Below are 19,357 nucleotides of genomic sequence, written 5' to 3' on the forward strand. Positions count from 1 at the left end.
AAAGCTTTATTTTTATGATTAAATCAACGATTGTTTTTGTTATCTATCGATATGTTAAAAGTGAAATGATTAACGATTAACAAATGATGAAAACCTCATTTGTTTAAAAAAACTTAAACATTTTTATTTGATTTTGAAAACGCTTGAAAATGCTGTTATATAAACGTTTTATCGAACGATAAGGAAAAATCCGATTTTAAGTTTTAAAAAATCGACAAAAGAATAGTTGTGTTTTAAATTAAAACAAGTAATATAGAAAAAGTAAGCAAACAATTGTTACAGTCATTTGTTATATTTATTGCTGGCGTTATAAAAAATATTAAGGGGGAAAAGTTGATGTTATCACGGAATAATCATCAGGAACAAATTAAGAAGTATGAACCTAAAAAACAACGGTTCACCATTAAGAAGTTATCTGTTGGTGTAGCCTCTGTTCTTTTGGGGATTTCTTTTGCAAATGGTGTATCAGCTGATACAACCGATACTAATGCAGATGCAAATGCTAATAATGGGGATGGTTCAGAACAAACGGACCACAATTTAGTTTTAAATTCTGCTAATAATCAAACATTAAAAGAAGCAACTGTTGCTAATCAAGCAAGCGGTGCAACTGCAACTTCACAAAATCCAGCAGGCGACGTGCAAACGCCAGCCGCAAATGAATATGAGGCTGCAGTTAGTGCTGCTATGGCTAAGGAGGCCCAGAGCAGTAAGGTAGCCAGTACCACTACTGTAGCCGCAAGCTCAGCTAGTGATGTTGCGGTATCATCCGCTTCTGCTACAACTCAAGCTAACTCAACTGTGGCAAGTCAACAAGCAACGACTGCAAGTGCAACTTCAGAAAATTCAGTTGTTACCACTCAAACTTTTGATACACAGGCTTTTAATACTACTTCAATAAATGCTGCTAAGCTTGCACGGTTATATGGGGCTTCATTTATTGCACAACCGTCTGATAGTGGCCCTACTGACTTAGCTTCGTATAATCCTAACTTTAATATTTCTAATGGTAAGGATTATGAGAGCTACTTTGGACAATACGTGCCATCAAATCAAATCGGTTTTACACAATGGCGTGATAAAACTAATGGTAAGATTCTAACTGCAGCCACTGATAAGGATAATCCTGGAGAAAATATTTATTTCTATGTGGGTAATAAATTAGCGACTACGATTGGAAAAGATGTATATTCAAAGCCGTGGGGTGGACCGCTAACAATTACCCAAACTAACGGAAATGTATATAAGGGTGGTACTTATACGTATTCTCGTGCGATCAATACTCAAATTCCCGGTACAAGCTATCGATATACTCGGATTAACTTATATGATAGAAATGGTAAAAGTCCTGTAGCCGTACCAAGTACCGGTGCGTTTACCTCTGGCGGTTCTAACTTAACTGTTGTATATGGAAGTGGTAATCCGATTAATGAGTCACCAATTGCTCAGCAAAATTGGAATAGTGCTGGTGGAATGATACCAGGAAAGGCTCAGCAAACGATCTGGTATGTAAATGCTGATACCGGTGAAGTAATGGCCCATAAGTCTTCGGAGAAACTAATCCCTGGCCAAACATACGATGTGACTGATGGTGGTCCAGCTAAAGTATTGTACAATAACAAAGTTTATAGCAAGATAGAGCGATCTGCAGATGGATATGATGAGTCGAAACTGAGTCAGAGTGTTCTTGACACCGTTTTAACTACTAATGCTGGTGTAAAGATTACAGTAGGAGATGTATTGAATACTCCGCTTAAAGGAACGATTGGAGACTCACGTAAAGGGAATGTTGCTATAGGTACTACGGATTATGGTCCAAGTAGATTGTATATCAGTCAACAAATTGATGATGGCGGAACAGTTACCTTAAATACTTACGACGTCCAACCTAGTGATGTAGTACCTGGAGCTATCGATGCTAAATTAGTACAAGCAGGTAATATTACTACTCAAAGTTTGCCATCAGTCTATACTGCTGGTACTGGAGATCCGAAATTAGATGCTGCCGCAGCGACTGCTCAAGGTGATAAATCTGCATTCTTTAACGGACGTCGGCCAGGTAATCAAGATGTAGTATTTCTTTATAGAGCTGTAAGCAATCCTCAAAATGCTAACATTACTTTTGTTAACGATGATACTGGTGCCAGTTTGAACCCACAACAAGATGCTAGTGGCGATGCAGGTAGTCAAATTAGCTTTAACAATGCTGCTTCGACGGTTGCTAACTTAATCAACCAAGGTTACGTTTACAATGGTACAACTGGTACTGGTGTAACTAATGGTTCAGCTAGCGGTAGTTTCACTAGTGTTAGCTTCCCAGTTTACGACAATGACGACAACACTAACCAAGCATTTGTTGTTCACTTTAAGAACCCAGCTCAAACTACTACTTACCACCAAGGTGTTGAAGAATCTAAGACTATCCAACGTACTATTAACTACTACGACAAGGTAACTGGTGCACGGATTCCTTCAAGCTTAATTGCCCAAAACCCAATTACTGATTCCGTAACTTTCACGCGGACGCAAGTATTGGATCAAAATGGTAAGGTTGTCGGTTACGGTACTGTTGGCAGCGATGGTAAATCATTTAGAACTCAAGATTGGCATACTACGGATGGTACTACGCAATTCGATCCTAAACGTTCAAGCGATCTTAGTGCATACAATTACACTGCTCCTGAATTCCAAGATGGAACTAGTGCAAATGTTGTAGCAGCCCATAAAGTAACACCAGATACTCAAAATCTTGAATACAACGTTTACTACGGTCACCAAACGCAACAAGTTACAACTAACCAAGATGTAACCCGTCGTTTCCACTACATCTTTACTGATGGCACTACGCCAGAAAGCCACTTGACTCCTCAAGCAGACCAAAAAGTAACCTTTACTGGAACTGCTACTAAGGACTTGGTAACTGGCAAGACTGGTGATACTGTTTGGACTCCTGCAACTGGTACTTTAGCGCAAGTTGCTGGTCAACAAGTAGCTGGCTACCACATTACCGGTAACGTAAATGCTAACGCGGACGGGAGTGCAAATGCAGTTACGGTAAACCCAGATTCTGGCGATATCGATGTAACGATTGTTTACACTCCAGATGCTAAGACACCAGATACTCCACAAAAAGCTAAGGTTACTATTTACGATAAGACTGAAAACAATAAGCAATTGTCTGCTTTTGAAAATAACAATGGTACAAAGGGCAGTGCAATCAGCTTTGACGGTGAACCACAAACCCTTCAAGCTTACTTAAATTCAGGCTACGTCTTTGATAGTGCAACTGATGCCAATGGTAACTCGATTGGGACCGCCTCAAACATTACCTTTGGAAACTTTGATAGTATTGATGATAATGTACAAAGCTTCAATATTTACTTAGTTCACGGAACTGATACTAAGACTGAAAAGGCTACTACTAACGCTCACGTTCACTATGTTGTAGCAGGTAACGAAGCTAACAAGCCAGCTGCCCCAGCAGATAGTCCGGTTCAAACAATTAATTGGACTCGTACTAACACTACTGACAAGGTTACTGGTGCAACTACTGAAGGAACTTGGACTCCAGATAAGAACGGCTTTACTAGTGTAACTTCGCCTACGCTTACGAACTACACTCCAGATCAAGCTGTTGCTAACTTTACTACCCCACAACCAAATCGTGATCAAGTAGTAACGGTGGTTTACAATCCAAATCCAGAAGTTGCTCAAAAGGCTGACTTAGTTGTTTACGACAAGACTGATAACAACAAGGAACTTAACAACTTTAATAATAGTGGTAAGACTGGTACACAAATTTCATTCAGTGGTTCTGCAAATTATGTTGCGGACTTAATTGCTAAAGGTTACAAGATTGACAGTTTTGTAAATGATCAAAACCAAACTTCTAACCCAACTTCATATGATCAAATCAATTTCAGTAACTTTGATAACAATAGTGCTAGTGACCAACACTTTAAGTTGTACTTAGTTCACGATACTGACAAAGTAACGGACAAGAAGACTACTACTTCAACTGTTCACTATGTTGTGTCAGATGGTAAGACTAACCCACCATCCGATAGCACGCAAACAATTACTTGGACTCGACCAGGAACTAAGGATAAGGTCACAGGTGTAACTACACCAACTGGTAACTGGACTACTCCAGATAACTACACGGATGTACCAACACCAAACCTTAATGGCTACACTCCAGACAAAACTAATGTTCCAGCACCAACTCCAGATCCAAATCAAAATCCAACAACTGTCGTTACTTACAATCCTAAGACTCCAGATGCACCAACTTACACTGGTACTACTGAGACTAAGACTGTAACGCGGACGATTAACTACTATGACCGGGTAACTGGTGAAAAGATTCCAACTAACTTGATTGCTGGTAATCCTACAACTCAAAACGTGACATTATCACGGACACACGTTGTATCATCAACTGGTCAAGACATGGGTTACGGTACTGTTAGTGCTGATGGTAAGACCTTTACTAAGGCTGCCACTGCTGATGGTTGGAACACTGGTGACTGGACTCAAGTAACTTCACCAGATCTTTCAAACGCAGGTTACACTACTCCTGATTTAGCACAGGCTGATCAAGTAACTGTTGATGCAAATACTAAGGATGCAGTGGTTAATGTTTACTACGGTCACCAAACTGAAGTGATTACACCAAAGAATCCACATAACCCTGGTGGCAACATTAATCCTAACGATCCACGTAATACCCCATCAGTTTACCCAGATGGTTTGACGAAGGAAGCTTTGACTACCGAAGTAACTCGTCATATTAACTATGTTGGTGTAAATGAAGATGGCACTACTACGCCAGTAAATGGGGCTCCAGACGGCAAGAGTACTTATACTCAAACTGTTTCCTTTGAACGTGATGCCGTGATCGATAAGGTAACTGGTCAAATCTTGGGCTACAGTACTGATGGCACTACTAATGTAACTACTACTGATAAGGATCGTGCTTGGACACCAACAACCCAAAACATGGACTCTGTAGCTTCTAAGACTCCGAGTGAAGTAGGTTATGATAAGGTTGACATTCCAACTGTTGGGGGCGTAACTGTTTACCCAGGACAAAGGGTTAACGATGTAACAGTTACTTACACTAAGAACAAGACACCTGAAGTTACTCAAAAGGCTACCCTTGAAATTATTGACAATAATGATGCTAATTCACCTAAGCAATTGGCTTCATTTAGTAATGAAGGTAAGAGTGAAGATCAAATTAACTTCGCTAACTCAAATGAAATCCTTCAAAGCTACTTAAGTCAAGGTTACAAAGTTCAAAAGACTGCTGGTAACCTTAGTGGGGATGCTCAAAGTGGTTACACTTACCCAACTTACGGTAACACTGCTCAAGACTTCAAGATTTACTTGATTCACGATACTGAAGACAAGACTGAGAATGCTACAGCAACTGCTCAAGTTCACTATGTTGTTGCTGATAATGGAGTACAAGCGCCAAAAGATAGTGAGCTTCAAACTATTACTTACACTAGAACTAATAAAGTTGATAAGGTAACTGGTGCAGTTGTAAATGAAGGTGAGTGGAAGACTGACAAGAACGCATTTACTGATGTAACATCCCCAGACCTTTCAAAGGATGGTTACACCCCAAGTCTTGAAAATGTTCAGTTTAACGCTCCAGAACGTAATGTAAATCAACGCGTAACTGTTGTTTATAACCGTTCTGCTCAAGCTGCGGACTTACAAATTATTGATGATAATGATCCACAAAACCAACGAGTATTAGCTACTTACTCAGCTGGTGGTGAATCAGGAAAGCAAATTAGTTTTGATGGTTCAAACACTCAACTACAAAGCTACTTGAACCAGGGTTACACATTTGAAAAATCTGAAGGTCAAGGTATGAGTGGGGATGCCCAAAATGGCTTCACTTACCCAAGCTTTGATAACGATTCTCAATCTAACCAAAGCTTCAAGATTTACTTGAAACATGCAACTGGTAACAAGAACGAAACTGCAACTACTACTGCTCATGTTCACTACATCATGGCAGATGGGACAAAGGCTCCAGATGATAGTGCAACTCAAACTATTACTTGGACACAGACTAACACTGTTGACCAAGTAACTGGTGCAATTGTAAATGAAGGTAAGTGGAAGGCTGACAAGAACGCATTTACTGATGTTGATTCACCAGAAGTAACAGGTTACACTCCAGAGACTAAGACTGTAAAATTTGCTACTCCCGAACGTGGCATTAACCAAGTTGTAAATGTTGTTTACACTAAGAATGCCCCAACTTCAGACCAACAAAATGCGTTAGTTGTTTACCAAGACGTAAATGATCCAGCTCATCCTGTTGATTTAGGACAAAGTGATCAATTAACTGGTCAAGGAGGGGATGCAATTAACTACAGTACTGCCGATAAGATTGCTGAATACGAAAAACAAGGTTATGTATTAGTGTCAAATGGCTTTGATGCAAATGGTACTAAGCCAAGCTTTGACAATGTGAAGGGCAATACTCAAACTTTCTACGTAACATTTAAGCATGGCATTCAACCAGTAACGCCAACAACACCAGGTACGCCAGGCGACAAGATCAACCCTAACGATCCAAACCCAGAAAGCCCTAAGTATCCAGCTGGTACTACTAAGGAAAACTTAACTGAAGAAGTAACCCGTACAGTAACTTATGAAGGTGCTGGCGATCAAACGCCAAGCCCAGTAACCGATACGCTTTACTTCCAAGGTACAGGTTACTTAGACAAGGTAACTGGCAAGTGGACTGACGCTAATGGTAATGAATTAGCCGACCAAGCTAAGGGTATTACTTGGACAATCGTTGATGGTACTAAGGATAGTGGCAGCTTTGACTTAGTACCAACTAAGCACATCGATGGCTACACTTCCCAAGTTGTAACTGATGGTGCTGATGATGGTAACGGCAATGTTAAGAACTACACTGGCATTAACCACAGTAGTCAAGATATCAATGTTGTAGTTAAGTACAGTCCAGTAGTTGCTGAAAAGGGTAACTTGATCGTTAAGTTCCACGATGATACTGAGAACAAGGACTTGACTGGTGTAGGTACTGATACTGGTACACAAGATGTTGGTACTCAAGTAACTTACAACCCAAGTACTGATTTAACTAACCTTGAAAACAAGGGTTACGTTTACGTATCAACTGACGGCAATATTCCTTCATCAATTGTTAAGGGGACAACTACTGTAACTATCCACGTAAAGCATGGTACAGTTCCAGTAACTCCAGATAACCCAGGTACGCCAGATAAGCCAATTAATCCTAACGATCCAGATGGTCCTAAGTACCCATCAGGAACGGACAAGGCTTCAATTGATAAGACCATTACACGGACTGTTCATTACGAAGGTGCAGATCAATACACACCAAATGATGTTCAACAACCAGTACACTTCACTGCAAAGGGTGTTCTTGATAAGGTAACTGGTGAATGGACAAAACCATTGGATTGGTCAGCTGATCAGACATTTAATGGCGTAACTACACCTAAGATTCCGGGTTATCATGTTGTAAGTGTTGATCGGGATACAACCGACAACCAAAATGTTGATAGTGCTAAGATAAGCCACACTGGCGCAGACTACACTGTAACAGTTAAATATGCTAAGGATGCCGCACCAACACCAGATACCACAACTGGTAAGGTAACTTACATTGACGATACTACAGGAAGCACTTTGAAGACTGATTCGCTTAACGGTAATGTTGATGCCAATATTGATTACACTACGCAAGATAAGATCAACCGTTACATCAATATGGGTTACAAACTCGTATCTAACAACTTCACTGATGGTAAAGAAGTCTTTAATAAGGATGCTTCTAAGAACAGCTTTGAAGTTCACTTGGTACACGATACTGTTCCAGTAACTCCAGAAAATCCAGGTACTCCAGATCAACCAATCAACCCTAACGACCCACGTCCACAAAATGAACAACCTAAGTATCCAAATGGTACTAGCGAAACTGACCTTACTAAAGACATTACGCGGACTGTTCATTACGCAGGTGCTGGTGAATACACACCAAATGATGTTCAACAACCAGTACACTTCACTGCAAAGGGTGTTCTTGATAAGGTAACTGGTGAATGGACAAAACCATTAACTTGGTCAGCAGATCAAGCATTTAATGGCGTAACGACGCCTAAGATTCCGGGTTACCATGTTGTAAGTGTTGATCGGGATGCAAATGGCAATGATGTAGCTTCAACTACTATTGCTCACACTGGTTCTGATTACACAGTAACTGTAACTTATGCTCCAGATGAAAAGCCACAAGCTGAAAATGCTAAGTTACACATCATTGATATTAACGATGGTAACAAGGAAATTGGTACTTTCTCTGATTCAGGTGCTGACAATGCTACAATCAACTTCAATGGTGCAAGCACTACGGTTGATTCATTAATTAAGGCAGGTTACAAGGTTAATAGTATCAAGCATACTGAAAAGAGCGGAGTTGTAACTGATGGTGGCGAAGGTGCTGACTACGGTACTATTTCAAGTCAATGGAAGTTTGACGATCAACCAGGATTTGATCAAGACTTCTATGTATACCTTGAACATGATTACGCTCCAATTAATCCAGAAAATGCTTATGGCCGAACTGACTTGACACAAACTGTTACTGAAACAGTTCACTATGTTGATGAAGCTACTAATAAGCCTGTTGCCACAGACTACACCAATACTCTTACCTTCAAAGGTCAAGGTCGCGTTGACAAAGTAACTGGCAAGATGCTCAAGATTAAGAGTATCGAAAATGGTCAAATTACTTATGATTACAATGTTGATAATGAAATTGACATTAGTAGTGCTAAGTTAAGTGATTTTGCTTGGTCAAATCCAACAACATTAGCTAAGGTTGTATCTCCAACCATTGCGGGGTACACAATTGATGCTGCTAAGACTACCCCAAGTGAATTGGTTGACGGTAATGACATTAAGGAAATCCAAAATGTTGCTTACGACCATGGTAATGTAGAAGCAACTGTTTACTACAAAGCAAACCCAGTTGAAAACCACAAAGCTGGATTGATAATTTACGCAAACGGTAAGCAAGTTGGTACAGCCAGCGTTACTGGTGCTAAAGATACAGCAATTGACTTCGGCAGTGCTTCCGATATTGTTGCTGCCTACATTTCTAACGGTTACAAATTCGATCACGCTCAAGATGTAACTAATAATAGAGAAATGGCTGGTAAGTCATACAGCGAATTGAACTTTGGTAACTTTGCAACTGCAAATAATAGTGATCAACGATTTGCTATCTACTTAACTAAAGATGAAACTCCAGCTAAGACGCAACAAAACGCGCAATTGATCATTCGCGATGCAACTTCTGGTCAAGAACAAGACTTAGGTAGTTACACTCAACCTGGTCTTGAAGGCGATGCAATTAGCTTTGGCAGTGCTCAAGAATTTGTTCAAAACTTATTGAACAAGGGTTACGTTTGGGATGGTGCTTCATACAACGGTACTAACTTAGACGCTACTAACTACGCTGGAATTAACTTTGGTAACTACGACAACGCTGATGATAAGGATGGCATCAGTCAAAAGTGGGTAATCAACTTAGTCCATGGTGTAACTCCGGTAAACCCAGATCATCCAGATGATAAGGATGGTTACACTAAGGAATACCTTGATCGCACAATTACACGTGATGTAACTTATGTTGACGAACAAGGTAATGCAATGCCAGGCTTAACTCCTGAACACCAAGAAGCTAAGTTCCAAGGTTCTGGTTACTTAGATAATGTAACTGGTAAGTGGGTAAATGTTGAAAATGGTAAGATTACTGGTCTTGCTGATGGATTGACTTGGACTCCAGATACAGACGCTACCTTTGATGCAATTGCTGCAAAGACTGCTGATGGTTACCACGTAATTTCTGTGAGCGGCAATGGTATTTCAGGATTTACTGTTGATGCCAATGGTGCGGTTACTGCACAAACTGTAAATCACAATACTGCAAGTTCAACGATTAAAGTTGTTTACGCTAAGACACCAGAAGTTCCAGTAGCGGCTAATGGTTCGATTGTTTACATCGATGACACAACTGGTAACCGACTTGAAAATGCAACGTTCGGTGGTAGTGTTGGTCAAAAGATTAATTACACTACGGCTGACCGAATTGCTAATTACGAAGGCCGAGGCTACAAGCTAGTATCAAATAACTTCAAGGATGGTAATGAATCATTTACGAATGGTGAAAACAAGTTTGAAGTTCACTTAACTCACGATACGACTACTAAGGATGTTACTAAGACCGTAACGCGTGATGTAACATACGTTTACGAAGATGGCAGTCAAGCAGATACGCCGGTTAACCAAAACTTTACTTTCAATGGTAAGACAGTAACTGACCGTGTAACTGGTGCTGAAAAGACAAGTTGGGATACTGACGGTCATAACTTCGATGCCACTAAGTCAATTGATACCACTAATTACCAAGTTATTGGTATCAGTAAGACAAATACTACTGCGAACGTTGATCGTACTAATGGTGTGGTAGCAAGTGAAACAATTACGCCAACTAGTCAAAACAGCTCAGTAGTAATTACATTGGCTAAGAAGGTAACGCCGCCAACACCTGTTAAGCAGGGTACAATTGAAGTTATCTACCATGACACAACGGATAATGTTGATATTCCAGGTTATGGTCAACCTCAAACGAAGGAAGATCAAGGAACAGCCTTTAGCTACAATCCAAATGCTAAGGACTTGCCAGCTCTTGAAAACAAGGGTTATGTGCTTGATGGTGAATTGCCAACTATTCCAACTGAATACACTGATGGTAATCAACGGGTAGTGATTAATGTTAAGCATGGTACTCGTCCGGTAACGCCAGAAAATCCGGCTGACCCAGATAAGCCAGTTGATCCAACTAAGCCAAATACACCAACGCCAAGCAACCCTAACTTGGCTAAGACTGACCTTGAGAAGACCATTACTCGGACGGTTAAATACCAATACGCTGATGGTACTTCAGCCCACGCTGATGCAGTACAAACTGTAAACTTCAAGGGTCAAGGAACAATTGACTTAGTAACTGGTAACCTTATCACAGTTGATAAAGATGGTAACATTCTTAACCAACGTGGTAAGATCACTTGGAACCATGACTCACAAGACTTTGCTAATGTAGTTGCAATTAACCATGATGGTTACTATGTATCAAACGTTAGCGAAAATGGAACTACTGCTAAGGTTGATGGGACGGCAGTTGCTGGTGAAACAGTAACTCCAACTAGTCAAAATAGTACGATTGTTATTACTTTGACTAAGAACCCAGAAGTTCCAGTAGCCGCTAATGGTTCAATTACTTACATTGATGACACAACTGGTAACGTTCTAGCCTCAGCAACATTTGGTGGTAATGTTGGTCAAAAGATTAATTACACTACGGCTGATAAGATTGCTAATTACGTAAGTCAAGGCTACAACTTAGTATCAAACAACTTTAATGATGGTAACGAAACCTTCGCAAAGGATGGCAACGTCTTTGAAGTTCACCTTGTTCACGCAACTACGCCAATTACTCCTGAAAACCCAGGAAAGCCAGGTCAAGAAGTTCCAAATCCAAATGATCCAGAACATCCACACAAGATCCCGGCTAACTTTGTTCCACAAACATTGACTAACACTGTAACGCGTGATGTAACATACGTTTACGAAGATGGCAGTCAAGCAGAGGCACCGGTTCATCAAACATTTACCTTTACTGGTAACGGTGTGGTCGACCTTGTAACTGGTCAATTAGTAACAGTTGAAAATGGTAAGATTACTGGTGCAGGCCACATTACTTGGAACGCTGAAAACCACAACTTTGATGCAACTAAGTCAATCGACACTACGAACTACAATATTGTTCGCGTAAGTGAAAACAACACCACTGCTAATGTTGATATGAATAATGGGGTTGTAGCTGGTGAAACCATTACCCCAGCTAGTCAAAACAGTACAGTTGTAATTACATTAGCTAAGAAGCCAGTAACACCTACGCCAGTTCAAAAGGGTACCGTAATTGTTAACTATGTTGATAAGACAACGGGCAAGACCCTTGAAACGGCAACTTCAACTGGTAATGAAGGTTCAAATGTAAATTACAGCACGAAGGATACGATTACTAAGTACACTAACCAAGGTTACAAACTTGAACATGATGGTTATCCAACAGGTACAGTAACTTACACGAATGGTACAGTTACTTACGAAGTTGACCTTGTTCACGAGACTGTTCCGGTAAATCCAGATCAACCAGGTCCAAAGACACCTAATACACCAATTAATCCAGATAACCCAGATGGTCCTAAGTATCCAGATGGTACCCAACCAGAACAATTAACTAAGACCATTACCCGGACGATTAATTACGTTGGTGACGGCCTCAATATTCCATCAGTTGAAAAGAGTCTTACTTTTGTAGCTAATGGAGTACTTGATAAAGTTACTGGTCAATGGGTAACTGTTGATAAGGACGGCAAGATCACTGGCAATGCTAATGGTATGACTTGGACAGTTAAGGATGGCAACGCTGATGAAGGTTCCTTTGATGAAGTAGCAGGACCTCAGACTGAGGGTTACCACATTACTAACATTGCTGCTTCAAACGAAGACCTCGGTGACATTAACAGTAGTACAGGTACAGTTGCTGGTAAGACAATCAACCATACTAATGGCAACATTGTAATTACCATTAACTACGCTAAGAACCCAGTAACACCAACTCCTACACCAGCTGATCAAACAGTTGTTGGTAAGCAAATTGTTCACTATGTTGATGGTGATAACAATAATGCTAAGTTATTAGATGATAATACTAATGACACATTCGTATTTACGAAGTCTGGCAAGACTGGCACTTGGAATGCTGATAGTCATAAGTACGCTAATGCCAATGCCCCAGTAATTGATGGCTACGTTGCTGAACAAAAGACTTATGAAGGGCAAACGGCAACTCCAGGGGATGCTGATAAGGAAATTACCATTGTTTACCACAAGATTGGTAAGATCATTCCAGTTGACCCATCAGGAAACCCAATTCCAGATGCTCCAACCCCTAGTTATCACAATGACCCAACTGATCCTACAAAGGTAACGCCAAATGAACCTACGCCAACTGTTCCTGGCTGGACAACTAATGTACCAAATGTAACGCCTGATACACCAACTGGCGACACAAAGGTACCTTACACCAAGCCAACACCAACACAAGACAAGGGTTCAATCACAATTACTGTTCATGACGTAACTGATAATACTGATTTACCAGAATACGGTAAGACGAGTGGTAGTCAAAACGTCGGTACTGAATTCAGCTATGACAAGACTGGTACGTTTACTTCCCTTACTAATAAGGGTTACAAGATTGTTAATCCAGATGTAACAATTCCAACTGGTATTACGAAAGGTGATCAAAACATTGTAATTTACGTTGAACACACAACGACGCCAATTACACCTGAAAACCCAGGTAAGCCAGGTCAACCAATTAACCCTAATGATCCAACTGGTCCACAATACCCAGCTGGTTCTGACCAAGTAACGAAGGATGTAACACGGACAATCACTTACGTTGATAATAACGGTAATAAACTTCATGACTCAGTTGAACAAACTGCACACTTTACTGGTACTGGAGTGATTGATAACGTTACTGGTAAATGGGTAACACCAATTACTTGGAATGGAAATGGTGACTTGAGCGGTCAAAATACCCCAGTAATTGATGGATACCATGTAACAAGTGTTAGTCGTGATGGCGATGGTAACAATGTTGCTAAGGTTACAGTTAACCATGGCGACAGTGATTACACAGTTGTTGTTACCTACACGCCAAACGGTAAGATTGTGCCAGTTGATCCATCAGGAAAACCAATTCCAGATGCCCCAACTCCACAATACCCAACTGATCCAAGCGATCCAGCCAAGGTTACACCAGATGAACCAGTTCCAAGTATTCCTGGATTCACTCCAGAAGTACCAACTGTAACACCAAATAATCCTGGAGAGGATACACCGGTAGTTTACACACCTGATACTCCAGTTACCCCAGTTACAGTTCAAGGTAAGGTAACATATGTTGACGATACAACTGGTCAAACAATCTCTACTGATGACTTTAGTGGTAAGATTGGTGATAAGATCACTTACACTACCGCAGATAAGATTAGTGAGCTAGAAGGTCAAGGTTACGAATTAGTATCTAATAACTTTAAAGATGGTAATGAAACCTTTACAAATGGTGAAAACAGTTTCGTTGTTCATTTGAAACATGCTGAAACAATTGTTACTCCAGAAAATCCACATGATAGTGGAGAAGAAGGCTACGCTACTCAAAAGACAACAACCTTTACTGTTCACTACGTTGGTGCCGGAGATAAGACTCCTGCTGATCGTGTTGAGACAATTCAATGGCATCGTGAAGTTATAGTAGATAGTGTCACTGGAAAGGTAATTAGCACGACGCCATGGACAACTGATGGTCGTTACACCGGTGCAAATACCCCGGTTGTTGATGGCTTCCATGCAGATAAGGCAGTCGTTAATGCTCCACAAGCGGATCCGGACAAGGATGTTGTCGAAACTGTTACTTACGCCCCGAATGGTCATATTATCCCGGTTGATAAGAATGGCACACCAATTCCAGGTGCTGACCAACCAGTTTACCCAACAGATCCAACAGATCCTACTAAGGTCGTACCAAACGAACCAGTGCCAACTGTTCCTGGATATACTCCAGAACGTGAGACGGTAACGCCAGTTGATCCTGGTACTGATACACCAGTGGTATATGATCGTAGAAATACACCTGTTACTCCAGAAACGCCAACTACTACTCCAACAACTCCTGGAGATGATACGCCAAGTAATGAAACCCCAGTAACTCCAGAAACTCCGGTTGATAACGGCGGTGAAGAAGGTAATGATGAAGTAACACCAACATCACAAGTGCCAGAAAGTCCAGCTAATAATGGTTCTGTAAATCCTGCAGTCCCACAACCAACTGCTGCTAAGCAAACTAATGCTCAGCAACCAGTTGCAACTACTAAGGCTGAGGCCAAGAAGTTGCCACAAACTGGTAATGCGGATGCTAATAGTGCTGAAATTCTAGGACTTGCTGCGCTTGGTTTAACTGGTCTTGTTGGATTAGGAAAGAAACGTCGCAAAGAAGACTAAAAATATGTTCAGACAGTAATAATGCAACAAGTTGAGTTAATTGCTATGACTTAACAACTATGTGAGGCGCAAGCAACTTGCTGCATTAATAAAAGAAGCTCTACAGTTTTTTAACTGTAGGGCTTTTTTGTATATAATCGTAAAAAAGTTTATCATTAGCTAAAAGAATTATCTTGCGATAGAAGTGTTGGAAATTAAAAAATTATTGGATAACGTTAGAAAAAATGGTTAAAAGATAGAGATGGAGTACATTAAGTAATGCCAGATATGAAATAGTTTTCATGTTGAATGAATTTATTTTCATTAATTTAGTATAAAAGAATTTAAGGTTAATTATTGAGCTATCAGTATTTAAACGTTAAAATTATTAACAGATGATAACTTAATTTTCGATAATTGAGTTGTAATTTGAAAAATGAGTTTTATATTTAAAAGGTAAAAATAAGTTGCGATGCATGCTTAGACAACTAATAATTTAACTTATCCATTGATTAAGGGGGATATAGAAAAATGCTATCTCATAAAAACCTTCAAGAACAAATTAAGAAAAATGAACCTACTAAGCAACGGTTCGCGATTAAAAAGCTAAGCATTGGGGTTGCTTCTGTATTGTTAGGAGTTACTTTTGCTGGTACTGCCTCTGCTGATACGAATGATGCAACTTCAACACCTAATTCTGGAAGTGCGGGTGCAGAACAAACTGATCATAACCTTGTTGTTTCTTCTGCAAGTACTGCAACGATGAAACAGGCAACTGCTGCTAATGCTACGCAAAATGCTTCGGCTGCTGTTGTAAATCCCGCTGGTAATATTGATACATCAGTCGCTAAGGATTATGAAGCTGCTGTTAATAGCGCTGCCTCTGCGGCAATGAGTAGTGCAACATCTGCAATTGTTAATAACACTTCTGCTAGTGATGCTAATCAGCAATCAGCAGCTGTTGCGATCAACAATACAAGCAGTGCAGCACAAAGTAATAGTGATGCAAATGTCACTCAAGTACCAAAGACTGAAACATTTATCCCTACAACGACCCCATCAGCTGAACATGCAATTGGCGTTCAAGGGGTGACTGCGCAAAAAGCTGCTACGACTTCAACGGCCAATGAAAATGTTAATCAGACTTATAAAATAACCGTTAAGGCTGTTGATGTAACAACTGGTGCTGCTCCAGTTACACCATCGTATATTTTTAACTACAATTTTAAAAATGGTGTTTTTAATGGAGAAGGTAAGACAGGTACTAGCCTATATTCGTTTGGGATGGCACCAACGGGTTACAAGCTATTAAATCCTGAAGTTCTTGGTGAAAACTTTACGATGGATGGTAATATGGCTCGGATTAAAGATAAAGATGTTGATATTACCCTTCAATATGCCCGTATTTCTCCAATCTTAGTTCGCTATATCGATGAAGATACAGGAGAAGTGCTTGCAACTTCATCTGTTGGTGCAAATACTTCCACTACAGCTAGTTACGCTTATAATCATGGCGATAATAAGGATATTGGCCCATCGAAATTTCTTCTTCAAGCCATTGATATTCCTGGGTATCAGTTAAATGATCAAGCAACCTTTATTGATACTTATAACAATGTTCAATCCAAAGGAAATCTAAATTATCAAGTTCATACTTTCAAGTATAAGAAGATTATGGATAATCCTAACCCTAAGGACAGTCAAAAAGGATCGGGTGCCCAATATGGCGAATATTTTGGACCAGCATGGGATACGATTGATCCTGCCGATGTGTTTAATGTTTCAGGAGTTAAGGGATTAACTTATGAACATGATAATGGTGATATTGAGGCTAAAATTGCTAAGCTTGTTGAAAAATATGGAAATCAAGGTTACACCTACATGGGAACCTTTAATTACCACAAGAATACTGACTACTACAACTGGAACGAGGCAGCAACTTCAATTAACTTAATTCCAAATAAGCCAGTGACCGTTAAATTTATTGACGAGCAGGGTAACAAGCTTGCTGATGATCAAGTGATTGCCTTCAATAAAAATAATCCGGACCAAACTAATGATGGACTTAATGCAACAAATCATTGGTATTCTGCTGGTGAGTGGCATGCGACACCTAAGAACTTTGATGGTTACACTTTACGGACAACCTATGGAGCAGATCACGGTCAATTTACTCCATATAGCTATGTTGTCACTTATGAGTACGCTAAGGATGCCACTGCTCAGGTTAAATACATTGATGATACGACGAATACTCAACTTAAGGCTGATGATCTTAAGGGATGGGTTGGCGACCCAATTGACTACTCAACTAAGGATTCGATCTCTAATTTTGAGGGTCAAGGTTACGAATTAGTTTCAGACGGCTTTACCGCGGGTGCTAAATATGCTGATGGAGCCAATATCTTTGAAGTGCACTTTAAGCATGGTCAACAACCAGTAAACCCTGATCATCCAGACGAAAATGTTGATCCATCCAATTACCTTAAAGATGTTAAGGCGACTGTTCATTACGTTGGCGCAGGTGATAAGACACCAACCGATAATGTTCAAACTTCACAGTGGAGTCGAACAGTTACAATTGATACCGTCACCCATGAAATTGTTGCGGGTGGTGAATACGATACAGACTGGTCAATTGTTCCTGGTCAAAAGACGGAATATGATCAAGTGGCTACTCCGGTAATCGATGGTTTCCATGCCGATCGGGTAACTGTTCCTGCAACGGCTGTTATGCAGGAGGACATTGAAACAACTATTACTTATGCTCCAAATGGTAAGATTATTCCGGTTGACCCAAGCGGCAAGCCAATTCCAAATGTCCCAACCCCACAATATCCGACTGATCCAACCGACCCTACAGCAGTAACGCCAGATGAACCAGTTCCGGATATTCCGGGATGGGTTCCAAGTCAACCAACAGTGACCCCAACTGACCCTGGTAAGGATACTCCAGTTACCTACAACCAGATTCAAAAGGCGGACTTAACAATCGTGGATCAGGATAACAATAATCAACAAATTATTGTTGCGGGCATCACGACTAAGTTCAACGCTGATGGAATTGAAAATGCCAAGATTGGCTTTACTGGTTATGGTGATTCAATCAATGCGCTTGAAAGTCTTGGCTATGAATATGTTAGTTCAGACTTTAATGTCGATCAGACTTTTGATAACGACGGCAATAACGATCAGCACTTTGTTATTGTGATGAAGCATGGTACTGAACCGGTCAATCCAGAACATCCAGGGGCTGGTTACAACAAGACTGACTTACAAAAAGAAGTTACGCGGACAATCAACTATGTAAATGCTAAGACTGGTAAAGAAGTAGCTGATCCAATTGATCAAACGGTTAAATTTACTGCTCAAGGTACAGTTGATAAGGTTACTGGCAAATTGGTAACCGTTGAAGATGGGAAGAAGATTACAGGGCCCGGTAAATTGACTTGGACACCAGCTCAAGATGTTAAAGGTGTTGAATCACCAAGCGTTGACCGGATGCATGTGGTTTCCGTTAGTCGAGATGCTGATGGCAATAATGTCAAGAGTGTGGCTTTAAACCATGGAGATGTGAGTTATACCGTTACTGTTAGTTATGAAGATAACGGAACAATCGAGCAAAATCCGCAAAACATTCCAGCTTCACAGACAATTAAGTTTGTTGATGAAAATGGCAACACGCTTCATGAAAATAATGTGCAAACCAGTGAATTTACTCGGACGGCTGATGTTGTTGATGCGGTAACCGGTGATGTAATTACTGAAGGTGCATGGAATGAAACTAGTCACAAGTTTGGCACAATTAATGTTCCAGTAATTGATGGTTATGTTGCTGAAGTTACAACTGCCGGTGGATTGACGGCAACCACTGACAATCCAAATGTTGTGACAGAAGTCGTTTACAAGAAGGTTGGTAAGATCATCCCAGTTGATCCAACAGGCAACCCAATTCCAAACGCACCAACCCCAGATTACCCAACCGATCCAACTGATCCATCAAAGGTAACGCCGGACGAACCAGTACCAACAATTCCTGGCTACACTCCAAGTGTTCCAACGGTAACACCAACGGATCCTGGTAAGGATACACCAGTGCCATACAACCCAATCGTTAATGATCAAACAGCTGTTGTTAATTATGTTGACCAAGATAACA

General features: G+C 40.4%; 2 protein-coding genes. Both read left to right on the forward strand.

Features of this window, described 5'->3' with window-relative positions; all coding sequences use genetic code 11:
• Nucleotides 1-336 precede the first annotated feature (336 nt).
• Nucleotides 337-15,219, forward strand: coding sequence for a mucin-binding protein (locus LMB57_RS06955; RefSeq protein ID WP_267493661.1), 14,883 nt, complete (start codon nucleotides 337-339; stop codon nucleotides 15,217-15,219).
• Between the two features lie 510 nt (nucleotides 15,220-15,729).
• The coding region (locus tag LMB57_RS06965) for a mucin-binding protein (protein ID WP_229278151.1) at nucleotides 15,730-19,357 on the forward strand (3,628 nt) is incomplete at its 3' end.

This window comes from Limosilactobacillus secundus (genome assembly GCF_020784695.1).
GTDB lineage: Bacteria > Bacillota > Bacilli > Lactobacillales > Lactobacillaceae > Limosilactobacillus > Limosilactobacillus reuteri_F.

Coding starts and splice junctions, on each gene's coding strand:
- LMB57_RS06955 (WP_267493661.1), top strand. CDS start 337: ATGTTATCACGGAATAATCATCAGGAACAAATTAAGAAGTATGAACCT.